23 protein-coding genes and 2 pseudogenes are annotated in these 21,040 nt (G+C 37.7%); 17 read left to right on the top strand and 8 right to left on the bottom strand.

Annotation, left to right across the window (positions count from 1 at the left end; translation table 11 throughout):
* Window positions 1-67: 67 nt before the first annotated feature.
* Together AUO94_RS17125 and AUO94_RS15755 are read left to right on the top strand one after the other, a co-directional pair.
* Window positions 68-1,090: pseudogene (locus tag AUO94_RS17125) on the top strand (IS630 family transposase).
* 68 nt (window positions 1,091-1,158) lie between these two features.
* Window positions 1,159-1,743 (top strand): hypothetical protein, encoded by a 585-nt coding sequence (locus AUO94_RS15755; RefSeq protein ID WP_058385126.1) that lies wholly within the window; start codon window positions 1,159-1,161, stop codon window positions 1,741-1,743.
* Between the two features lie 150 nt (window positions 1,744-1,893).
* Here the strand turns inward: AUO94_RS15755 and AUO94_RS15750 are convergent, their stop codons facing one another.
* The 3 genes from AUO94_RS15750 to AUO94_RS15740 form a co-directional block, all read right to left on the bottom strand.
* Window positions 1,894-2,337, bottom strand: a complete 444-nt coding sequence (locus AUO94_RS15750) for an NUDIX hydrolase (RefSeq protein WP_237150133.1) — start codon at window positions 2,335-2,337, stop codon at window positions 1,894-1,896.
* A 27-nt stretch (window positions 2,338-2,364) separates the two neighbouring features.
* The gene (locus AUO94_RS15745) at window positions 2,365-2,919 is read right to left on the bottom strand and encodes an NUDIX hydrolase (RefSeq protein WP_058385124.1); all 555 of its coding nucleotides are present in this window, start codon (window positions 2,917-2,919) and stop codon (window positions 2,365-2,367) included.
* Between the two features lie 208 nt (window positions 2,920-3,127).
* Window positions 3,128-3,640 carry a GNAT family N-acetyltransferase gene (locus AUO94_RS15740; protein WP_058386883.1) on the bottom strand — a complete coding sequence of 171 codons (513 nt, stop codon included), beginning with the start codon at window positions 3,638-3,640 and terminating at the stop codon, window positions 3,128-3,130.
* 345 nt (window positions 3,641-3,985) lie between these two features.
* On the opposite strand from AUO94_RS15740, the gene AUO94_RS15735 reads away from it, so the two are divergent.
* From AUO94_RS15735 to AUO94_RS15725, 3 genes are all read left to right on the top strand, one after another.
* Window positions 3,986-4,633 (top strand): DUF6088 family protein, encoded by a 648-nt coding sequence (locus AUO94_RS15735; protein ID WP_058385123.1) that lies wholly within the window; start codon window positions 3,986-3,988, stop codon window positions 4,631-4,633.
* Window positions 4,602-5,552, top strand: a complete 951-nt coding sequence (locus AUO94_RS15730; RefSeq protein WP_082707560.1) for a nucleotidyl transferase AbiEii/AbiGii toxin family protein — start codon at window positions 4,602-4,604, stop codon at window positions 5,550-5,552. The genes AUO94_RS15735 and AUO94_RS15730 overlap by 32 nt, the downstream gene beginning before the upstream one ends.
* A 267-nt stretch (window positions 5,553-5,819) precedes the next feature.
* The gene (locus AUO94_RS15725) at window positions 5,820-6,515 is read left to right on the top strand and encodes a CPBP family intramembrane glutamic endopeptidase (protein ID WP_237150132.1); all 696 of its coding nucleotides are present in this window, start codon (window positions 5,820-5,822) and stop codon (window positions 6,513-6,515) included.
* Window positions 6,516-6,548: 33 nt separating this feature from the next.
* Here the strand turns inward: AUO94_RS15725 and AUO94_RS15720 are convergent, their stop codons facing one another.
* The 4 genes from AUO94_RS15720 to AUO94_RS15705 form a co-directional block, all read right to left on the bottom strand.
* A complete protein-coding gene (locus AUO94_RS15720) occupies window positions 6,549-7,301 on the bottom strand; it encodes a MerR family transcriptional regulator (protein ID WP_058385121.1) in 753 nt (250 codons plus the stop codon).
* 334 nt (window positions 7,302-7,635) lie between these two features.
* Window positions 7,636-8,376, bottom strand: coding sequence for a hypothetical protein (locus AUO94_RS15715; RefSeq protein WP_058385120.1), 741 nt, complete (start codon window positions 8,374-8,376; stop codon window positions 7,636-7,638).
* Window positions 8,363-8,929, bottom strand: coding sequence for a sigma-70 family RNA polymerase sigma factor (locus AUO94_RS15710; protein WP_058385119.1), 567 nt, complete (start codon window positions 8,927-8,929; stop codon window positions 8,363-8,365). Before AUO94_RS15710 ends, AUO94_RS15715 begins: the two co-directional genes overlap by 14 nt.
* 983 nt (window positions 8,930-9,912) lie before the next feature.
* Window positions 9,913-10,545, bottom strand: a complete 633-nt coding sequence (locus AUO94_RS15705; RefSeq protein WP_058385118.1) for a DUF2599 domain-containing protein — start codon at window positions 10,543-10,545, stop codon at window positions 9,913-9,915.
* Window positions 10,546-11,391: 846 nt separating this feature from the next.
* On the opposite strand from AUO94_RS15705, the gene AUO94_RS15700 reads away from it, so the two are divergent.
* The 6 genes and pseudogenes from AUO94_RS15700 to AUO94_RS15675 all read left to right on the top strand — a co-directional run bounded on the left by AUO94_RS15700 (window position 11,392) and on the right by AUO94_RS15675 (window position 14,637).
* Complete coding sequence (locus AUO94_RS15700; RefSeq protein WP_058385117.1) at window positions 11,392-11,715, top strand: PadR family transcriptional regulator; 324 nt, start codon at window positions 11,392-11,394, stop codon at window positions 11,713-11,715.
* Window positions 11,715-12,278 (top strand): DUF2812 domain-containing protein, encoded by a 564-nt coding sequence (locus AUO94_RS15695; protein ID WP_058385116.1) that lies wholly within the window; start codon window positions 11,715-11,717, stop codon window positions 12,276-12,278. The genes AUO94_RS15700 and AUO94_RS15695 overlap by 1 nt, the downstream gene beginning before the upstream one ends.
* A gap of 15 nt (window positions 12,279-12,293) precedes the next feature.
* Complete coding sequence (locus AUO94_RS15690) at window positions 12,294-12,611, top strand: hypothetical protein (RefSeq protein ID WP_058385115.1); 318 nt, start codon at window positions 12,294-12,296, stop codon at window positions 12,609-12,611.
* 500 nt (window positions 12,612-13,111) lie between these two features.
* Window positions 13,112-13,728, top strand: a pseudogene (locus tag AUO94_RS15685) (recombinase family protein).
* A 128-nt stretch (window positions 13,729-13,856) separates the two neighbouring features.
* A complete protein-coding gene (locus AUO94_RS15680) occupies window positions 13,857-14,201 on the top strand; it encodes a hypothetical protein (RefSeq protein ID WP_058385114.1) in 345 nt (114 codons plus the stop codon).
* A gap of 109 nt (window positions 14,202-14,310) precedes the next feature.
* On the top strand, window positions 14,311-14,637 hold the full coding sequence (locus AUO94_RS15675; protein WP_058385113.1) for a helix-turn-helix domain-containing protein: 327 nt from the start codon (window positions 14,311-14,313) through the stop codon (window positions 14,635-14,637).
* A gap of 197 nt (window positions 14,638-14,834) precedes the next feature.
* Here the strand turns inward: AUO94_RS15675 and AUO94_RS15670 are convergent, their stop codons facing one another.
* Entirely contained in the window at window positions 14,835-15,731 is an 897-nt protein-coding gene (locus AUO94_RS15670) for a tyrosine-type recombinase/integrase (RefSeq protein WP_058385112.1), read from the bottom strand.
* A gap of 336 nt (window positions 15,732-16,067) precedes the next feature.
* Here AUO94_RS15670 and AUO94_RS15665 point away from each other — a divergent pair, with 336 nt between their 5' ends.
* The 6 genes from AUO94_RS15665 to AUO94_RS15640 all read left to right on the top strand — a co-directional run bounded on the left by AUO94_RS15665 (window position 16,068) and on the right by AUO94_RS15640 (window position 20,904).
* Complete coding sequence (locus AUO94_RS15665) at window positions 16,068-16,418, top strand: PadR family transcriptional regulator (protein ID WP_058385111.1); 351 nt, start codon at window positions 16,068-16,070, stop codon at window positions 16,416-16,418.
* On the top strand, window positions 16,399-17,100 hold the full coding sequence (locus tag AUO94_RS15660) for a permease prefix domain 1-containing protein (protein WP_156423950.1): 702 nt from the start codon (window positions 16,399-16,401) through the stop codon (window positions 17,098-17,100). The genes AUO94_RS15665 and AUO94_RS15660 overlap by 20 nt, the downstream gene beginning before the upstream one ends.
* A gap of 30 nt (window positions 17,101-17,130) precedes the next feature.
* A complete protein-coding gene (locus AUO94_RS15655) occupies window positions 17,131-17,919 on the top strand; it encodes an ABC transporter permease (protein WP_058385109.1) in 789 nt (262 codons plus the stop codon).
* Entirely contained in the window at window positions 17,903-19,399 is a 1,497-nt protein-coding gene (locus AUO94_RS15650) for a hypothetical protein (RefSeq protein WP_058385108.1), read from the top strand. Before AUO94_RS15655 ends, AUO94_RS15650 begins: the two co-directional genes overlap by 17 nt.
* Before the next feature lie 15 nt (window positions 19,400-19,414).
* Window positions 19,415-20,053: an ABC transporter ATP-binding protein gene (locus AUO94_RS15645; protein WP_058385107.1), complete on the top strand. Its 639-nt coding sequence runs from the start codon at window positions 19,415-19,417 to the stop codon at window positions 20,051-20,053.
* A gap of 305 nt (window positions 20,054-20,358) precedes the next feature.
* Window positions 20,359-20,904 carry a GrpB family protein gene (locus AUO94_RS15640; protein WP_058385106.1) on the top strand — a complete coding sequence of 182 codons (546 nt, stop codon included), beginning with the start codon at window positions 20,359-20,361 and terminating at the stop codon, window positions 20,902-20,904.
* The last annotated feature ends 136 nt before the right edge of the window (window positions 20,905-21,040 follow it).

The raw sequence follows: 21,040 nt of genomic DNA, 5'->3' as shown, positions 1-21,040 counted from the left end.
CTAAAGGTTTTCAGCGCCCCTTGTCGAATTCTATCCCTAACTAGAACGGCGAAAGGATGGGGCAACCATGAAACTCTACACGCATGAAAACCTGGAACAACGGCTCGCAGAGATTCACCGGTTACTGAAAACTGAAACGAATGTGCGCTTGTATCAACGGTATCACGTGATTCGGCTTCACTTACGAGGATACTCGGACCGGGACATTGCCGAAATTGAAAACCTGACGGAAAGAACGATTGGCACATATATCAAAAAATACCGGAAACAAGGCGTGGCTGGCTTGAAAATGGGGCATTCTCCCGGAGTCCCCCATCGATTGACACCCGGACAGGAAGAACAGGTGCGCGCTATTGTCCTGAACCAGACGCCTTCAGAAGCCGGGTTGAAAACAGCCAAGAATTAGACCACTCCGCTCGTCCGCGAATGGATTCTGCGGGAATTTAGTGTTCATTATGCCAATCGCGGCGTGCTGACTCTTCTCCATCGTCTGGGGTTTAGCCAAACACGCCCGACCTATACGCTGGCCAAAGCGGATCCCATTAAACAAGAAGCGTTCCGAACAACGTTTCAAGACGTAAAAAAATTAGTGTCAGGTGAAATCGACACGATTCTGTTCCAGGACGAATCGACGATTCGGGACTACATGGCCATTGGCTATACCTGGTTTCCGAAAGGGAAGCAGCGGAAAATCCCGACAACTGGCCATCATCAGAGCGTTAAACTGCTCGGGATGCTTGATTACGAAACCGGGTCCGTATTCTGCATGCAAGACCAGCTATTCAATGCCGAAACGTTCCGCTGTTTTCTGAAAATCGTCATGGTCCTTGATAATGCTCGAATTCATCACGCCAAGCTGATCCAACCGTTTTTGACCGAACACCAAGAGCGCCTGGAACTTCTCTTTTTACCGCCGTACAGCCCGAATCTCAACCCGATCGAAGGGCTATGGAAATGGCTGAAGATGTCGGTTGTATACAATGTGTTTTATGTGTCGCTCCCACATATTTATGTAAATGTGCAAGTCTTCATTTCAGAAATCAACCAAATGTCCGAAACCGTCATCGACCGGCTGTGTTTAATTTTGTAATTCTTTAATGCGTTTCATATAGTTGCAGCATACTTGAAATTTTAAAAAAATTGTAAAGGAGCGAACATATGAAAAAAGTTCTCTTCACTGGTGCAGGAATCTTTATCGTTATTTTCGTTCTAGGTTATCTTTATGTTACAAACACTTATCATGGCACATACGAGGAAGCGCTTCAGGAACTGAAACAAACAGAGGAAGGGGATTTTATTCAACTTCCAGACCAAAGTATGCTAATTATTAATGAAGAAGGGATGATCTCATTTGCTGCTGTTAGGTACGATCATCTCTTTCAATGGTATGGGGATTTTACCGTTATTCCAACTAGTTTAAACGTTTTCACCTCTGTTACTGAAGAAGTGACTCCCTATATAAACATGGGGAGTTCATACGAAACGACAATTGGATTGATTAAAAACGGTTCAGTCGAGTATGTAGGATTTAATGGAGGTTACGAAGAGGGGTATCCTTTTAATCCAGAAGATATAAACGAAATCATTCATTTAAATGACTATATGAATACCAAAAGAGCTGAAGGTGTAAAAATCTGGTTTGTATTTGCTGGAGTGGTTCCAGCACAAACTTCCAATGTCCGTTTTTTTGATAAAGATAAAGAAGATCTTTCTCTAGAGGACAAACTCTTTCAAGAAAAGTAACCATCCAAACTGCAACTTTTTAATAATAAGACAATAGACACAAATCGGATTTTGTTAAACGATAAAAAGCAGTGAATCAAGAAGAAAGCCCTCCAGCAATGGAGGGCTTTTGAACGTAACTTAATTCACAATAAGTTACATTCAAAATCTCTATTTTACGACTGGTAGATTTGAATTTTTTACCCAGTCCAAAATAAACCTCTCTTGATGAGAATTTAAATGGGGTAAGTTATCACGTGAGAAGAATCGATGTTCCTGGCTTTCTAGGGCATCTTGGATTAATTCTCCCGAAAACTTCTCTGTATGAAAAATGATTTGAACGCTAAAGATTTTATCTCCGTTTTGGTATTCTGCATATCCTTCATTTCCAGAGTAAAGCCCAAATAGAATTAAGTCTTCAGCCTTTAAGCCGGTTTCTTCCCAAGTTTCACGTATAGCTGCTTCTACAAATGTTTCGCCAGGTTCCATGACGCCTCCTGGAATTCCCCAGACATCGTTGTCTTTACGGTGCTGAAGTAAAATTTGTCCGTCTTTTTCAAGGATAATTCCACAGCCTACAGTCATTAATGTATGAGAACCGATTAATTGACGCATTTCTTGTATATAATTCAGCTTTTCCTCCTAATAATTACGATTATTTAAAGCTGATTTTGCCATAAAGTAGGCACTTGCTGTAAAAAGCTGTGTTTCTACAACTTTATCTTTTATCAAATTGCCTAATTCTTCAAAGTCGAAGAGCTTAACGTTTATATCTTCTGTATTATCCAGCTGCTGATTGGTGGCTTTGAAAGCTTCTGTAATGAGAAAGGTTTTTACTTTGTTGTCTTGGGTTGCTGGATTAACCATATATTCACCTAGTAAAATTGGCTTTTCCAATGACGTATATCCTGTTTCTTCTTGAATTTCTCTAAGGATGCTCTCTTCATAAGTTTCATTCTCTTCGATTTTTCCAGCAGGAACTTCTAAATAAAAATTCTGTCCTCCGTGTCTGTATTGTTCTACAAGTACAATTTGATTTTGGTTGGTAATGACAACTGCATTTACCCAATCGGAATACTCATTGACATAAAAATCTTCAATAATTATTCCATTTGGAAGTTTGCATTTATCTTTTCTTAAATTGCCAAATCGAGTTTTATAAAGATAGTCCGTAGACAGTGTTTCCCATTTCTTCATTCTTGTCCCCCTTTGAATCTGTAGTTAAGCAGGAAATTAATTTGAATGTAGCTTAACTGCGCTTTTGTTACATTCACTTAGACAAATTACTTAACCTTATATTAGTCTCAAACTTTTAATAAGCAAGTTCGAATCTGATTGAAACGTAAGACAGACTTTCTTAATCTTTTTTATATATTGACTAGTCATAAAATCGATTCATTCTCTTTTACAAATGAGGGTTTTCATTTTCCCACAAATAATGTATAAACTTCATTATTTCTCCGTTCATTTCGAACCTTTCTTCGCCTACTCGAACTTGCTTAAACCCATTTCTTTCTAACACCTTTTGCGATGCATGGTTAACAGTCGTCGTTTTCCCACGTATTTGTTTCACACTTAGATCAGTTTTCAATAGCAGATTTAATGCCTGATTTCCGATTCCCTTTCCCACGTATATTGCGCCTACTCTAAATCCTATGTCTACTATGTTATCTTTTTTATCAACCAAGTTGATTCTTCCTACAATTTCTCCAACATCATTGGTGATCAGGTAAAAATAAGAAAGGCCCTTCTTTTGTTCCTTCAGCAATTCTTGATGTCTTCTTAAAAATGTTTCGAAAGAATAGTAATCGTCTCCTCGACTTGGAACCATTTTTTCAAAAAACCATCGATTTTCAGACTCAAACTTAAATAACGCTTCTGCATCAACTTCTTGTAATAAATTTAAAGATATCTCCATAAGTTGTCCAACCCATTTCAAGTAGTAGATTTCTTGATTTCTTTCACCATACCAATTATATCCATTATTTTTGATTATAAATAGAACTTTCTGAAATTCTACTTCGGTATATTTCTGTTATCAGATTCCTTCAGAAAACCGTTCGTAAAAGTACACTTTTACGAACATATCAGGAAAAAATGCACCTCTAAGCGGAAATATTTCTCCCTCCTCTATTTTATTAACGCACTATATCGTCGCTTAAAAAAAGAGAAGTTCTACTTTTGGTTTCGGCAGTATGAATTGTAACGTTTTTTGAAATTCATATTATAAATATGTTACAATATAGGAAAGAGGTGAGTACCGATGGAACTTTATCAATATCTATTAGATGAATACGGATACGATGAACCTATTCTCACAGAGCAACTAAAAGAGAAGCTCCAGCTGAATCCAAGTACACTCAGGCAGTATATCAAGCGCCTTGCTGACAAAGGGCTGCTTGCGAAAGTCCAGAACGGCATCTACTTCATTCCAAAAAAGAAACCGATGTTTGGCTCGGCTGTGCTTGATACCGACCAGATTATGCGAAAGAAATTTATAGAGGATCGGGATCGTATTATCGGTTACAAGTCAGGTACCAATTTTGCCAATGCTTTGGGCCTGACTTCCCAAACAGCAGCGGTTGCGACCATCGTGACAAATAATGCATCCGCAGCCAAGCGGGAAGTGAGCGTCTACAAAAAAAGGTTCATCATCCGAAAGCCAAGAGCAAACGTGAATAAATCCAACTACAAGCTTCTTCAAGTGCTCGACCTGTTGAATAATTATGAGCAGTACAGTGAAAAACCGCTTGAAGTAGCAAAAGAGAAAATCCTGTCCTATCTAGAGGGCGTGTCATTGAATGAACAGGAAGTGAAGGAATATCTCGAGGCGTACCCGATAAAAACAAAACTGAGAGTATATGAATTGGGGTTATTAGATGCGATTGCACGAAGAGAACGAGTTGTTTAATGAGTTAGTACGGTCGGCAGCTGCAGCGTATGGGCTGCAAAATTTCCAGATCGAAAAGGATTATTACGTATCGCTGCTTCTGAAGCAGCTGGTCCCTAACTTCCCTAGCATTGTATTTAAGGGTGGGACTTCCCTCTCAAAATGCTACGATGTCATCAAGCGTTTTTCAGAAGACCTGGATCTCAGCGTTCCGCTTGGAGACAGCAATAAGCTGCCGAGAAGCGAAAAAAAGAAGCTGAAAGCGGCAATCGAATCTGTGATTGAGGACCTCGGATTTTCACTGCTTAATCCGGACCAGATCCGATCAGGCCGAGAGTTTAACGAGTATGAAATTGGCTATCGAAAAGCATTTGAAGGTGACAGCGAGATGTCCCCCCACATTCTAGTGGAAACGAATGTCGCTTATAAGCCATTTCCATTTGAACAGCTTGAGGTAAGTAATTACATCACGAAGTTTGTCATTACCGCAGAGGGGGACGAATCAGAAAAAGAACAGTTTATGGATGAATACGGCATGAGACCTTTTGCGGCTAATGTACAGACGATTGATCGGACGTTTCTTGATAAAATCTTTGCCATCTGTGATTATTATGAAAAAAAAGAAAGCACTCGCTATTCGAGGCACCTGTATGATCTTCATATGATTGAGAGAAGTGGGTTTGTCGATGCAGAAGGATTGAAAATGCTGATTCCTGAAGTGATCGAGATTCGGAGGGATGGTCGGGACACGGCTTCCTGTCAGCCAGGCTATGAACTAAAAAAGACATTGAAGGAAATCATTCGGACGAATTTTTATAAGCAGGACTATAACCGAAACACAAAAACGTTCCTGGCAGAAGACGTATCTTATGAAGAAACTATCGATAGCTTGAAAAAAATTATCGACAGTGACTTTTTACCAAATGTCATCAAAATATAAACGCCTAACCAGCTAACTGGTTGGGCGTTTTTTGTAGAAACCATAAAAGCTCTGTTTTTTTAATTAATTATCGAAAAAACTGGAGTTGCTTCTTTTCGAGCTTCAGTGAATCATTCGGTTTCATTAATAGGTGGTTCTGCTTCCGATAATCCAGAATATGTAAACTCTCATGTCGGATTAAGTTGCTGTCAAAAACCCCTTGCAGGTTACCTTACGTCACCACGTATGCTGGTCTCAGTAAGGTAACTATCTGGAGGGATAAAGTTAATGAAGAAATCTATTGAACGAAATGAAATGTGGAAATGGCGCGATTTAACTTATATGCTGTTTCTTGTATTGGTACTGGTTCCGATTTTCATTGAAACTGTATTATTTACTTATCTATTAAGCGTTTTTCAAAATGAGTTATATGCCGGTACATTAAATGGCTTTATCATGGCGATTGTTTTTACAGCTGTGCTTTATTTTGTTGTTTTAAAACCGAATGGGCAGTCTTTTAGAACTGTTGGACTAAAGTCATTCCCGTTAAGAGAGTGGAAACAGATAGTCGTTTGGACAGTCATCCTTATCGTTGTGAGCATTGCATTGGTAGTTGCTATGTCTTTTATAGGAATTGGAACGGAAAATAACAAAACGGAAAGCCTCCAGTCACAGATGACTTTGCTTAACTTTGCAATAGGATTTGTTTCGGCTGCGATCATTTCTCCTATCTATGAAGAAATTTTTTATCGTGGATTTCTTTATCGTTTTTTCAGCAGTCGCTATGGTGTGTTAAGCGGTATAACCATCAGTTCCCTAATCTTTACGGTTGTCCATATTCCTACATTCAATACATTGCCGGTGAACTTTGTCTCAGGTCTTGTTTTTTCATGGGTCTATCAAAAAACAGGCTCCATCATTCCTAGCATTCTGATTCATGGAACCTTTAATGGGATTGCCGTTATACTGACTGCCATCGCTTAACCACCTTCTCTACCCATTGACGTAATTTAATGATCAGTTGGGAGACATTTCTTTTTTAGTGGCCATCTCTAGGAAACTGATTATAGCTGGTGAGATTGGATAAAGACCCAGCTCAGCGGAAGCTTCGGAAGATTTGCGGACTTCCCAAAAAGCCTCGACCAGTTCCGGATCGTCGCCAAATGTTTCTTCCGATAGAAGGTCAACATCCTCAAGAATGAGTTGACCTTCTAAAGAGGCAGGGGAAACCCCATTCTCAAGACAAAGCTCAATCCTTTTGATGATATTAATCCACTTTTTAGTAGTCTTATCTCGATTTTCAAGTTTAGGCAACTGACTTTTAAGGTGCGACTGTTGCTCGACAGAGAAGTATTGATTCCATTCTTTTTCCTTCTCTGCATTTGCCACCAAGGAAATTAAATCTTCCCAGTGAAGGGTGGTTTTTAAGTCCAACAGATTCAGTAGGGATTGGGTGTGCTTCAGAGAATTTATCAGGTGTTCTATCTCTTCACTCAACAAAGACTGATGGGCAAGCAGAATTGCGGACATCGATTGTTCCAACAGGATACTACGACTGTCTTCGAGCGACAGGCTCAATGACTTGAGCAAGAGTATCTTCTGCAACTTTAGAATATCCTCTTTGGAATAGTGCCGTTTCCCACCAGCCCCCTTCTTCGAAGGCTGCACCAACCCAATTTGATCGTAATAGCGAATCGTCCGCACCGAGACATTCAAAATTTTTGATAATTCACCTGTCGATAAATAAGTTTCATCGCTTTCCTTTTCCACTACTTACATTCCCCCTTAACAAGTTTTTTAAATGACAGATTATGTTGAAATTTATTAGTACAAAGTTTACCATAAATTTTATTTCAATAATTTCTTATAACTAGAAAAAACCTATATAAGTAACCGTTCGTAAAAGGACAATTTATAAACAAAAAAGGAGAAAAGATGTGCTGCTTAAAGCCTCTTTTCTCCTTTTGTATTACTAATAGCTTCCGATAAGGTGTCATATGTAAACTAGGATTCATCCAAAAGTTCTTTTGATTTCTACCAAATTCTTTACGTTTTCCTTTTATGAGTTATAGGAATGACAATACTAGTCGATACGAATTAATCGTTATTTATTCAATACTCCTGTATGAAAGGTTTTGGGTAAAGCATTCTCAATCGTTTGAAAAATAGTAGAAAAAGCATCTTGGTTATCTTTTTCACTTGATTCATAGGTCCACGTCATTTCTTCATCTTCGATAGTTAGAAGATATCCGGTAGCGTAATAGTCATGATAAGGGATTTCTCTCGCTTCATCATATTCCAAATTTTCATCAATGAATGGATAAGCACCTCTATTGGAATCTATAAAGAAGAAAGGAATATTGGAATCTGTAAAGATATGGGTATACCGTTTTTCTGCAGCAACAGATAAACTTTCATTCATTATAAAAACAGCATCAAAATTCCTAATCTTTTTTACTGTGAATTCTTCAAAGTTAATTTCTTGGAATGTTATCTGCTTCTCTTCTACTTCGGGTGCATCTCCTAGGACGGCAATTACTAATTCTTTTCCTTTGTACAACGTTTCATTCTGATTTTGTTGATTGATTCCGATGCTCTCTTTACTTGTCTCGCTTCCTTTGAAGATATTAGAGTTATTGTCTTCTACAAAAGTATAACTTAACAAAATAAGCAGGCTGGCTGCGGCTACCAATATCGTTAAATACACAGGATTAGCTTTTACAAATCTTTTTTTCTGTTGATTGATTTTAGACCGAAGCTGTTCGCCTTCCCTATGTGAAAACCGAATATTTTTTTCAAGAAAATTATTTACTTCTTTCTTTAGTTCATTCTCAAAGCGACTCATCAAAGGCTCCTCCTTCCAAACTTTTCAACAGCTCTGCTTTACCACGGAGTAGTCGGGATTTTACTGTATTGTGGTTTATTTGAAGTGTGTCACTAATTTCTAACATCGTCATTTCGTTGAAGTAATATAAGATGAGAACCTCTTTAAACTTGTGAGGTAGCAAAGAAATCTCTGCTAAGATTTCTTTTGAATTCTGGCTGTGAAAAAACTGTTCCTCTGTTGAAGATTCTTTCTTCATCAATTTGTTCAAGGGCTTATAAATCAAGTTCTTTATACTCCAGCGTCTCTGATGGTCTTTGCATTTATTGATGGTGATTCGAGTCAGCCATGTTTTGTAGTTGGATTCGTTTCGAAATTTAGACAAGTTCTGAAAGCAACTGATATAAACTTCTTGTACAATATCCTCACACTCAGAATGATCATTTATGTATAAAAATGCGATTCTTTTCAGGTCGTTAGCATATTCTTGGATGAGCTGATTCAATAGTAAATCAGCGTCGTCACTAAAAATCGGATTTGACTCTTTGAAAAATGAAACTTTTGATTTCTCCATCTCTGTGTTCAACTCCCTCCATATATTAGACGGACCTGGCCGTTATTTTGACCCTTAAATTTTAATGTTTTATTTTTTGATTTGAATTCAATCTCATTTATCTGTGTATATGTTAGTCTACTTGAAATAATTTGTTCTTTTAGATTCCACAAATAACTGTAAATTTCATATAAGAGTAAGCTTATTTCTAAAGAATAAAAATAAGAAGCTGAATAGACAGCTTCTCTTCTTCCGATAACTCATGATATGTAAACTTATTTATAAAAAGCTGAGTATGCTATAATTTATTAATGAAAATTTAACTTTCATAATTAATTTGAGAGAGTATAATATCTTGTGTAAATCAATAAATAAAAAGAGGAACATATTTCCTTGTAGAATTAAGTCACCACAACCAATTCACAGAAAAGTGGTCTTTCCTTTAACTCAATTATTTTACGCTCTCTATAAGCGAACAGATATTAAACTTCCATTCGGAGCAGAATTTCAAACAACTATATTCTTAAGGAACTTTGTTTTTTTATAAAACAATTTTATTGTCATTAGACACATATTAGATCACATCATTCACTATTCCTATAACCCCCTTATTGCTGGCAAAATATCGATGAGAGGACGCCACGGAATCCAAGAATAGAAAAAAGTTACTACTGATAGGTAGTGGCTCATTTTGTTAGCTATATTCATTCAACAGTCCAAATTCCCCTTTTGATTAATATTTCAATTTCAGATGAATTTTATCCGTATCCTTTTTAACCGGAAAAATCCTATAGTAGGCAGAAATAGAACCCACCCATTTGTATGGGTGGGTTCTATTTGGTTTGTAGCCATATTATTATAGAGCATATACTCAGATTTGCTCTTAGAGCGAACAATCTAAAAGATTATAGCAACCCACCTCCCCATCGTCTGTTCTGCTGTTGCAATTCTTAGGTAAAGAAATTCTTCTTTTTCAAAAGATATTTAATAATATGATTGTTTAGTTACTCCGGATTGCAAAGTTCCCTAACCATTACAACGCCTGAAACAATCGGTCTACCAACCTCTAAATCCCAACTTCCTGCTAAAGCACCAAAAACATCATAATCGAAATGGCATTTATATTGATTCCATAAACTTCCGTTGTCGTATTGGATACCAATATAATTGTCTCCTAATTCATCCCAAGCAGCCTCCATTGTTATCTTCCAAAGTCTGACGGACCACTTTGGTTCCATAGAATATGTATGATAACCGGAACGTAAATGAAACCATACGTCAGTAAAATATTCATCAAGATTTCCGGACAAACTTGCCATTTGTATAGAATTAGCCCCTTTATTTGCATCTTGAACCATAAAATCATCGCTTAAAAGACGTTTAACTTCATCATTTTGTTGCTCTTCTGGAAAGGTTTCAATGTAAGTTTCTAGTCTTACTCCAATTTCATCAATCCATTCACCGTTATCTTCAACGTATTGATTCACTTCCTCAAAAGGTACAGCGTCAATTGTTGCGATTGCGTCCCTTAAGTACTCAAATTCATTCGTTTCAGTTGCTGCAGAAGCTGGAGCCAAATTACCAAACACCATCAGGATAGTTAATGTGATGAAAACCATTTTCATTTTGTTTTTCATTATAGTTTCTCCTTCCATTCTACTAAAAAGTAGTTTGCTAGTTTTAGTTCACTTTTATAAGAATTGTTTCAATGCTTTCTTGCCCGTCAGTATCACTCCCTTCAATTTTTACAAGACCAAATCCATTAGTAAAGCGTTTCCCCCCTATCTACATCCATTTTATCAAAATATTATGACAAATAATATAAAAAATTAGGATTATTTTACATTTTTAGTTATTAATTATACTTCTGAAAAATAATCTCTATATTATCCCTGTAAAATCGAAATTGCGACCTGCGACAGGATGAAATTATGAGTATGCATTACAGTATTCGCAAACTGCAGTTGTAATATAATCCTATCTCTAATAATCACTTATAAAAGTTGTAGCTGTTAATAAACTTGCCTTTTAAGAAGGTGCAAAGATAGCACTCGCGATAAAAGAGCCTAGCAATTCGCAACCTCAACATAGGTATTTTTCGAGGTTCCTGCTAAAGTCAAATATGTTTCCATTCTTACCATTTATAGTTCAGGAGCGCTTGCAGCAAGACTTTCACTTAGTGTAGCCATACTCGTAAAGTGACAAAAAAGAACATACACAGATAAAGCGTCGGAATTAATGACAATAAATAAGCGTGTTTAACGGCTTTCAGTGATCTTGCTGTTATCCAAACATCGAAAGTTGATTTATACAATAAAGTTAGGTTTCATTGACGTGTCGGTTATCAGCAGTTTTGTGAAGAAACTAATCTAGCACTTTCGACATCCTTTAAAGACCAAGGCTATATTCAGATTTTGACAAATATATCACACTTCGCTACAATAAATTATATCGTAGTACGCTATATGAAAAGTGGTGATTGAGTGGATAAAAGAATACGCAGATTTTATATGCCAATGACTGAAACTAGCTTTTATATCCTGTTTGCTTTGCAAGATGAAATGCACGGTTACAATATCATGAATTACGTGAAAATACTTACAAAAGATGAAGTAGCGTTAGGGGCAGGGACGGTTTATACCAGTTTATCCAAGATGGAGAAAGACGGGCTAATTGTTCTTGTAAAAAAAGAGAGCAATCGGAAATTTTATAAAATCACTGACTTAGGACGTGAAATATTAGAAACTGAAATTCTGCGTATCGAAAGATTATATAAAAATACAAGAGCGTATGAAGGGAGAGAATAATGCTTGAAATGAAAACGATCAAAAAGAAATTTTATATAGCTGATTTTGAGGAAGAGCAAGAATTTTTATCCTCTCTACACAACGCCGGCTGGAGATTGACTGACATAAAAGGTAAAAGATATTCATTTGAAAAATGCGATAAAGAAGCTGTTATCTACCAAATAGACTTTAATCCGAAAGAGCAGCGGAAAAGTGAATATGTCCAATTGTTCATAGATTTTGGATGGAAATTCATCACTGAAAAAGACGACAGATTTTATTTTTCAAAGCCTGGTTTACAGTGCAGTGAAGATCAAATATTTAGTGATCATGAAACGAAAATGGTCATGTGCAGAAAGATTATCAAGCGAAAGTTAGCTCAACTTATTACACTTTCAGTCATTTCTATCATCATTTCGTGTGTATTAGCATTCAATATGTTTCATTATAGTCTCTTCCCGTTGGGTATCATTTTTATCGTATCGCTGATATGGCTTGGTGCGCTAATACTGACTCTTTACTCAACGAAATATTTAACAGGCTTTTTCAAACTAAAGAAAATAATGGACAAAAGCGTAAATTAGAAAGGGGACATCATAATGTATGGTTGGCTAAATATAGGAAGCCTTATATTGGGGTTGATTGCATGGGCATTGCCTATTGCAATGCTGGCAAAGCACAATAAGGAGAATAACAAAAGGTTGGTTTTGTTTTCGATAGCAAGTATTAGTGCCTGTGTAATCTCGCTGTGTTTTCAAATTTTATATCAAGATTACTTAGTCAGGATAGAGGATTGGTCGGCGCTTGCGGACACTTCTAAAGCTGTAGTTCGCCTTTCTTTCTTGCTTGCTATAGTGACTATTCTACTTAATGTAATTACTGCGCTTGTATATAACAAAAAAGTAAGTGAGAACTAATCACAGATGGAACTGAACCCCAAATGGAAGACACTTTAAAAAGTGATCCCATTTGGGGTTCAGTTCATATGTTATCATATTTAATTAGATTTAAATTCTTAGAAATTCTGAATATTTAAATAATAAAAAGGGGATTAGATTACGAAACAAACGGGCATATTTTTAGTGGGTTTATCTTTAGTATTCCTAGCGGTAATTTTAGTGGTAGCTAAAGCTACAGAAAAAACCATTGGCGATATAGTACCTTTTCTATCTTATTTACTTATTTTCTTGGTTTTTATTTCTGGAATTATAATTACATATACAAACAAAGAGGATAACTCATAATAAACCGTTCGTAAAAGTACACTTTTCCGAACGCTTTAAAAAGGACTAAAAATGACCGGAAAAAGCGTTCGCAAATGTAGTAAATCAATTTACGAACGTTCGGGAATTACAGTCGCTTTTACGAACGCTTTTTAGTTAGAATAAGAGGAAAGAAACGTTTACTGAGATGAATTATGCACCATCGCAAATTTGATTGCATACGTGTCAGCAGCAAAGATCAAAATGAAGGTCGTCAATTGGAAGCCATGCGGAAAATTGGCATCACTGAACGGGATATCTATCTGGACAAACAGAGTGGCAAGAATTTTGAACGCGCGAACTATCAACTACTAAAACGAGTTATTCGAAAAGGGGATATTTTATATATCCACTCGTTGAATCGATTCGGTCGAAACAAAGAAGAGATTCTCCAAGAATGGAATGACCTGACGAAAAATATCGAAGCAGATATTGTCGTGTTGGATATGCCGTTACTCGATACTACGCAATACAAAGATAGCATGGGACATTTATTGCGGACTTGGTTTTACAGATTCTTTCCTGGATGGCAGAAGAAGAACGGCAACGCATCCGAAAACGGCAGCGAGAAGGAATCGACTTAGCATTGCAAAATGGCATTCAGTTTGGCAGACCAACCGTTTTTGTTTCAGAGGAATTTAAAGAGGTTTATAGAAAGTGGAAAGCTAAAGAGCTAACAGCAGTTGAAGCCATGAAGGAAGCTGGAGTGAAAAAGACCAGCTTTTATAAATTGGTCAAAGCACTCGAAGAAGAGACAGTTAAATCATCATAATAGAAGAAACTCTTTTCCATTATCAGAGCTATTAGTATAGAGTAACTCTATATTCCCAATAAAAAGGAGCTGAATATATTACACAGAATATAATTTGTTAGAAAATTTATATTCTACGTGATATAATTATGGTAGAAATTGAATTCTTAGCAGATGAACATGGCAATCAACAAGTCATCGACTTAATCACTTCCATTGCTGATAGAGCCATGAGCGATAAAAATTATGCCGAACTTGCAGCTCGTATAGCCCAGCTACTTGATTACATGAAAGATATAGGAGTTCCTCCTATAGAAAAACGTACGTTATACGGTATCAGTTCGGCAGGAAATCCCATCACACTAGTCAATGTGGTAAAAGAACTGAACAACCATCCCCCACTGATGGAAGCACGAGCGAATTGGAGACCAGTAGGAGCTTTTCGAGCGATCTTTTTCTATGAAATGGACGACAAAGGCAATCAAACCATTTAGCTGTTATTAAGCAGGCGACCTATTCACGAGACTTTGAACATGCAATTAGTGCGAGTGAAAAAATGATGGTTAAATTTTTTAAACCTGAGTAAAAAAGGAGAGGGTTTAAATGACAAACAAAAATTATAACGATGTGATGGGGACCTTAAGGCAAGTGCCGAAAGTAAATGAACACTTGAATAAAATTTCTGTTATTATGGGAAAAAAAATACTCAAGAGACGTCTTGAGCTAGGTTTGACCCAAAAAGAAGTTGTCACTATGATCAAAGATCATGGAGATGCTTTTACACAGGCGACGCTATCGAAGATTGAAAGTGGTGCTGATAATATCAAATCCGAAACATACGATAAAGTTTTCCTAGCTTTGGGTGGTCTCGAAGATTTAACTCCTACATTTAAGGAAAATCCTAAAGGCAAAGATTTAATTCATTCATAGACATCAATAATAAAAGAAACTCAAAATAGAACCGGAAAGAAAGAAGAACATCTTCTCTGGTTCTATTTTTTTATATAATTTTATGACCTGAAATACGGAACACCATCATTTAAGCCAAAGGATTTGTTACTTCGAAAGAACCCAACTCGAAACTATATGCTTCTTCTTTGCAATTGCACCGCCATTTAATCATGTATTTATAAATACTTATCAATGGTTTCTTCAGATACCGTAAGATAATGTTGAATTAACGTTTCTAGTGATTGATGGCCTGTTTGTTTTGCGATGGTTGATACATCTGCACCAGCTGCGTGCATCGCTACCACCTGGCTTTTCCTGAAATTGTATCCGGTGAGTCCTGTCCATCGCTGCAAAGCTTTGCAATAACCTATTTCACTGATTGCTGTGCTTTCATAGCGTCCATTCTTATATACTCTTCCTACGAAGTAATTATCTGTTTTAAGGTCGTATTCGCGTATATAAACGTCAATTGCGTTAATAACTTCTAGTGTGAGTCGTTTAGTATGCCACCTTTTTTGTTTCTTCAAATAAACATGAACAAGTCTATTTTTCAAATCAAAATCTCGTACTCTTAATCGAACCATTTCATTGAGTCTGTTGGCGGTTACCACGTTAACTAAACAAGTCGTCTTTGCTCTTATCGGAAGAGTGTTTATAATATTCATCAATTCCTTCTTATTAATGGCTGACTTTCCTCGAACTTGGATTAAGTGAGCATACTGATCTTCACGATACATCTTCCTCATTGCTGAAAGTTCGTATGCAACTCTAGCCTTTGCTCTAAAATCTATTCCATGAATCACACTCAAATATTTTCGAATAGCTGCCAATCGTCGTTCCCATGTTGTTTTTTTAACCTTTTGCTCGATCAGCGATATATATAAATAATCGAGCATCGCCTCTGTTCCAACAATTTGACTCGTACTACAGCGATACTTTTTGTACCTACGAATATCCCCGTCGTATTGCCTTGGGATTTCCTCCATCTTTGTTTCAATATGAATTTTCCTGTTGTGGTAACGCTTCTGAGTCTCCAGTACATCTTGGTGCATTACTAATTCAAAATCTGACATTCTACTTCTTCCCCATTTCTTTTAAAATCATTTTGAGACACCATTTATGATAAATTGATTTTGAAAAGAATTATGAGACAAAGCAAAAGAGACAAAGAAGAAAATTTGAATGTCACTTTAAGTGCTATTTTGCACCTGTTCTAAGTTTTTTTGCATATGAATCTAGAAACCCCAGCAATCCTCTTAAAACAAGGTTGCTGGGGATTAGTTTATAGGAATAGTCTGGGTAAACTTCTGATAATTTGAAGATATATAGACTTATTATTGAGAGTTTTTTAAATAATACCTTGCATTATTAGGTATAGTTATTTATATTAGTTGAAAGAGGTGAATTTCGTGGAAATCAACAAAGAAGTGCTGAAGGGACATATCGACACCATCATTCTCTCCCTTCTCTTTACCAAAGACCGGTACGGCTATGAAATTGCCAAACTGGTCCGGGAAAAGAGCAAGAACCAGTTTGAGATGAAAGAAGGCACACTCTATCTTTCCTTGAAACGGATGGAAAAAAACAACTGGATTGAGTCTTACTGGGGAGATGAACAAGGGGCTGGCGGGCGAAGAAAGTATTACAAGCTTACCCCCTTAGGCCAGGAAGGCTATCGCCAAAAGCAAGCTGAGTGGGAATTTGTGAAAGGGATAATCGATGGATTTATCGGAGGTGGAAATGATGACGCGGAAGATTGATGAATATGTAGATCAAGTTTATCGCCATGCCAAAGGAAATACTCAAGAAATTCAGGAACTTAAATTGGAAATGAAAAATCATTTGCTCGAAACGGTTCAAGAACTGCAGGCTGATGGCATAACAGAAGATCAGGCAGTCCAAATCGCCAAGGAACGTTTCGGAGAAGTCACCGAGCTGCGTAACCTGATCAATCAGATGTTTGAACGCCAGAAAAACTTCGGAAAATGGATTCTTTCCATCGGAACAGTCCTGTTGCTAGTAACAGTTATTGCGGCTGTTTTCATCCTCATCAACGGCAATAACCAGACTGCAGAACAAGCAGATATCGCTTACAACATTAGTGGAATCGCTGGAGATGCTGCCGAATTGGCAGAAGCAGATGAGCAGAAAATCGAGACGCTTCTCGACCAAACCACGTACATCCAGGAATCAAGGATTTACACGGACTCTTCTTCCGCAGATTCATTTTACACTTCAAGCAATGATGCCAGTTTCCCCGCCAGCTTATTTTCAACTGAATACAGCTATGGCACGGATGAAAATTTTGTGGTTTTGGAAATTACGGATACACGGATTATCGGTTTGTTGCTCTTGGCAATTGGATTCACCGGATTTATTATCCTATTTTCAATCTGGTTTGCGATCAATCGTTACCATGCAAAAAGAAATTTCAAGCGATAAATAAGTGGATCTTATGGAAAGGAGACAATTATGAAGCATTTGATCAAAACGGAATGGCAAAAGGCCATGACATGGCAACGTTTTCTTTTAGCTTTGGTCGCCACCTCCCTTTTACCGACCATCCAGTTTCTTGCGGTACGTACCGGTTATGAATTTTATCGGCCTGTCGATGTCCACACGGAAACCATCGGAAGCGTCATTGCCCTGCTGTTTCCTTTGTTTTTCATCATACTGTACGCCAACAGTTATGCCATTGAACAGAAAGAGAATTTCATTACTTATACGAAGACTCGCGTTCGTCTTTCTCAGTATGTAACGGCGAAAGGCATTGTGAACGCCGCGATCGTTTTTGGTACTGCTTTTCTGATGATTTTCCTGCCCTTTGTGTTTATCGTCTATATTGAACCGGCGATCGGACTCGTCAGCTATTTCACACGGAGACAAGGCGTCGTTTCGGTTGGCACATTCGAGCCTTTTCTTCGCTACGGGACCTTTGTCTACGCCATCCTCTATTCTATATGGGTGGCAGTAAACGCGGTCCTCTATGCGACGGCTGCTTATGTCTTGACGCTGCTGATCAAAAACAGCTTCCTGGCTCTTTCGATGCCTTTTCTTTGGTATTTTATCATTGATTTTGCGATTGCAGTTTTGGGCTATCCGCAGTTCTCAATGACCAGTACGGTCTTCCCTTTTAACATCACTCAACAGCCACTCTGGACGGTTCTGGTGCCATTTTCGATAAACCTTTTGTTTTTATCAGCTTTAATTCTTTATACAAAAAATCGATTTGAGAAGGCTGTTTATGAGCACGCGGAATAGATGGCCGGCTCTGAATTGGTTGTTGATTGTACCTGTGATTGGCCTGTATGCATGGAGCATTCGGCAGTCCCTGATAACCATCTCAGGAATCGAATGCTCCTATAACTTTTGGGATCTCTTGCTGCAAGGGAGCAACGACGTCTATTTAATCAATTACTTGATGTTTCCATTGTTCCTTTTCCGAATCGGCTATCAACTGACGCATTCCTTTGAATACACATTGTTGATCCGTTTCGGCTCGTATGCCAAATGGATCGTTCGCCAGACACTGGATTTTTCCTTGTTCACGTTTCTATTGTTATTGCTTTGGAACGCAGCGATTCTAAGCCTGGCCATCAGCCTTCCCTTTTCGATGGAATGGAGTGAGATTTCAAAACTGGACCGGGATGGCAATGAAATACTTTTCATACTGAGCAGTTCCTTCTCCTTTCCATTGTTGGCTTGGGCTGGCCAGTTTCTATTATTTTTCCTGACCCTGACCATCATCCATTTGCTGGCTGCTATGTTATACGCGGTTTCCAAAAGTAAATGGCTGCTCAATTCATTTTTGACTTCCTTGTTTATCCTGGCAATTCTGTCCTTTAAAGTGTTTCCGTCATCCTTTAAATGGATTTCCTTGCCGAATTATTTAAGTTTGTTCCATGGTATCGGTAGTTTTGGGCAGTTCATTATTCCGGTTAGTGTTCTAGGTACTCTCCTACTGATGGGCGTTGGCAGCTTATGGCTGATTGGGAGAGATTATCCCCTTTTAAAAACGCAGCTCAAAGAAAAATGGCCAATATTTGCATTCAGTGTTTTTATTTTATTTGCCCTTATCACGAAAGCTGTACAATTCCGCGGAGAGCAAATGACAGCGGTCGATTATTGGATTGTCTCCTTTTTCGGCACGACTCAGGAAGGTTTCGATATTCTCTCTTTCATTTTTTATTTGATTGTCTTTCTAGGCTTCATGTATTTTGTCCAACTTTTTCTGCACACACAGCTGAAGGAAATGAATTATACCTCCATCATCCGTCATCGTTCAATGGTGAAATGGCTGGTCGGATGGCTGACGAAGCTATTCGGATTTATACTTCTTTTTCTATCGATATTGATGGCTAGTGCATTATTGATTGGCACTGCTTTTGATTATCCGTTAATCGGGACCTCGCTGTTGTTTCCGGGTACTTCTTTGCCACCGATTCTTTATCACTTTTGGGTGAACGGATTTTTGCAGCTGGTCTTCTATATCCTGCTGGTGATTTTGGTATCACTGCTGACAGAAGATGTGATGAAAAGTTTCTCGGTTCTGCTTGGCTTGAGCATTTTCATGTTTCCGGGTGTGAATTTCAATTACTTCTTTCCCTTCGGATTAAACAGCATGGGATTATTGCTGGAATCGACACCGCTCGTCCAGCATTCCGGAGTATTGCTGATTTATAGCCTGTTGTTGTCGGCAGCACTTGTCTATGTACTCCGTAAGAAAGATTTCAATTTCTGAAAAGGAAGTGACAAAATGACCTTGATTGAAATGAAAGATGTAAGCAAATCTTATAAGGGATTGGTTCTGCTTGAGAACACGGATCTTTCCATTGAAAAGGGGGGAATTTACGGATTGGTTGGCCCAAATGGATCCGGCAAATCGGTTTTGTTCAAAATGATGTGTGGGTTTGTCTTCCCAGATCAAGGAACGGTTACCGTAAGAGGCGTACAACTGGGGAAACAAAATAGGTTCCCCAATAACTTTGGCGTCATTATTGATCGTCCGGGCTATTTGGGCAATAAAAGTGGTTTTGAAAACCTCAAATATCTGGCGATGATTCAAAACCAGATTACCGATGACCAAATTAAAGATGCGATGACAACTGTCGGCTTGCAGCCTGCAGCACAGCAGAAGGTGAAGAATTATTCATTGGGTATGAAACAGAAACTGGCATTGGCTCAAGCCATCATGGAGGACCAGGAAGTGCTTTTGCTGGATGAACCTTTTAATGCTTTGGATATAGACAGTGTCGAAAAAATACGCGATTTGTTGTTCTTGCTGAAAGAGCAAGGAAAAACAATTGTATTGACCAGCCACAATCAGGAAGACATCGATATTTTAAGCGACCATGTATTCCGTGTTCGGAACTATGGGCTTGAACAACTGAAGTGAACGAATTAAAAGGCCGAAACGAAGAATTCAATTCGTTTCGGCCTTTTTGTATTCTATTCGTTTCCATGCTGCTTTTAATAATTTCATATTTTCATAATCAAGGGATATAATTATAGAAAGAAAATATTTAAGGATTCACTAATGTGACGGCTTCTTGTGATGCTGAGTTAACTATTTATGTACTTAAAAAACGGTAATCTTTAAGTATCAAAGCTTTTATGGAATATAGGACAGACTTTTGAGCATTAATAATAGACCAGGTGTAGTAAATATTAGCCGAAAACATTCTATTTAGGAGGTTAATTATGAGCAAAAATGAAGACCAAACTAATTGGCCAGTCTGGGCAACAGAATCAATTGAAATAGCTAATCCAGATCCCACTTGGCTAGAAAAAGGGAAACAAGAAGAAAATCAGCTTTATAGCCTCCTTTCTCGATTTGGAATAGGTCAGGTAATACACATAGGCAGTACTTCCGTCCCAAATCTTCCTGCAAAACCAATCATCGATTTAATAGCTGATGTGGATTCATTTGAACAGATCACTGATATTTCTCCGTTATTATTTAATCATGATTGGCATTATGTACCTCCCCATTTAGATAACAAAGACTGGAGAAGATTTTTTGTAAAGGTGAAAAACGATAAACGTGTCGCTCATCTTCATTTAATGCTAAAGGGAGAAGAACGATGGGAAAAGCAATTACTTTTTCGCGATAAATTAAGGGATAATCCACACCTAGTTATTGAATACGCTGGTCTCAAAAATAAACTAGCACAAGAATTTAGCCTTGATCGGGAAGCCTACACAGAAGCAAAAACAAAATTTGTTAATCTTGTACTTCGGTCATGATAAACAACAGAACTGTATTTTTTTTGAGTAAACGGATGGTAAGGAGTTTTCTTGGTCTACAACTACCAGTTACAGGTGTGAGTAAACATTTTAGAAAAGAGTTACCAAAGGTGAGTGATACACCACCTTTGGTAAC

Origin of the sequence: Planococcus kocurii, from assembly GCF_001465835.2 — a bacterium.
GTDB lineage: Bacteria > Bacillota > Bacilli > Bacillales_A > Planococcaceae > Planococcus > Planococcus kocurii.
The sequence above is the reverse complement of the archived record's forward strand: the minus strand, read 5'-3'. Positions and strand labels throughout refer to the sequence as shown.

What these genes read in the sequence shown, in the direction of transcription:
- AUO94_RS15725 (WP_237150132.1), top strand. Translation starts at nt 5,820, where the DNA reads ATGAAGAAATCTATTGAACGAAATGAAATGTGGAAATGGCGCGATTTA.
- AUO94_RS15750 (WP_237150133.1), bottom strand. Translation starts at nt 2,337, where the DNA reads ATGCGTCAATTAATCGGTTCTCATACATTAATGACTGTAGGCTGTGGA.
- AUO94_RS15710 (WP_058385119.1), bottom strand. Translation starts at nt 8,929, where the DNA reads ATGGAGAAATCAAAAGTTTCATTTTTCAAAGAGTCAAATCCGATTTTT.
- AUO94_RS15690 (WP_058385115.1), top strand. Translation starts at nt 12,294, where the DNA reads ATGTATGGTTGGCTAAATATAGGAAGCCTTATATTGGGGTTGATTGCA.
- AUO94_RS15660 (WP_156423950.1), top strand. Translation starts at nt 16,399, where the DNA reads ATGATGACGCGGAAGATTGATGAATATGTAGATCAAGTTTATCGCCAT.
- AUO94_RS15650 (WP_058385108.1), top strand. Translation starts at nt 17,903, where the DNA reads ATGAGCACGCGGAATAGATGGCCGGCTCTGAATTGGTTGTTGATTGTA.
- AUO94_RS15655 (WP_058385109.1), top strand. Translation starts at nt 17,131, where the DNA reads ATGAAGCATTTGATCAAAACGGAATGGCAAAAGGCCATGACATGGCAA.
- AUO94_RS15735 (WP_058385123.1), top strand. Translation starts at nt 3,986, where the DNA reads ATGGAACTTTATCAATATCTATTAGATGAATACGGATACGATGAACCT.
- AUO94_RS15705 (WP_058385118.1), bottom strand. Translation starts at nt 10,545, where the DNA reads ATGAAAAACAAAATGAAAATGGTTTTCATCACATTAACTATCCTGATG.
- AUO94_RS15740 (WP_058386883.1), bottom strand. Translation starts at nt 3,640, where the DNA reads ATGGAGATATCTTTAAATTTATTACAAGAAGTTGATGCAGAAGCGTTA.
- AUO94_RS15680 (WP_058385114.1), top strand. Translation starts at nt 13,857, where the DNA reads ATGGTAGAAATTGAATTCTTAGCAGATGAACATGGCAATCAACAAGTC.
- AUO94_RS15675 (WP_058385113.1), top strand. Translation starts at nt 14,311, where the DNA reads ATGACAAACAAAAATTATAACGATGTGATGGGGACCTTAAGGCAAGTG.
- AUO94_RS15730 (WP_082707560.1), top strand. Translation starts at nt 4,602, where the DNA reads ATGCGATTGCACGAAGAGAACGAGTTGTTTAATGAGTTAGTACGGTCG.
- AUO94_RS15645 (WP_058385107.1), top strand. Translation starts at nt 19,415, where the DNA reads ATGACCTTGATTGAAATGAAAGATGTAAGCAAATCTTATAAGGGATTG.
- AUO94_RS15695 (WP_058385116.1), top strand. Translation starts at nt 11,715, where the DNA reads ATGCTTGAAATGAAAACGATCAAAAAGAAATTTTATATAGCTGATTTT.
- AUO94_RS15670 (WP_058385112.1), bottom strand. Translation starts at nt 15,731, where the DNA reads ATGTCAGATTTTGAATTAGTAATGCACCAAGATGTACTGGAGACTCAG.
- AUO94_RS15715 (WP_058385120.1), bottom strand. Translation starts at nt 8,376, where the DNA reads ATGAGTCGCTTTGAGAATGAACTAAAGAAAGAAGTAAATAATTTTCTT.
- AUO94_RS15640 (WP_058385106.1), top strand. Translation starts at nt 20,359, where the DNA reads ATGAGCAAAAATGAAGACCAAACTAATTGGCCAGTCTGGGCAACAGAA.
- AUO94_RS15745 (WP_058385124.1), bottom strand. Translation starts at nt 2,919, where the DNA reads ATGAAGAAATGGGAAACACTGTCTACGGACTATCTTTATAAAACTCGA.
- AUO94_RS15755 (WP_058385126.1), top strand. Translation starts at nt 1,159, where the DNA reads ATGAAAAAAGTTCTCTTCACTGGTGCAGGAATCTTTATCGTTATTTTC.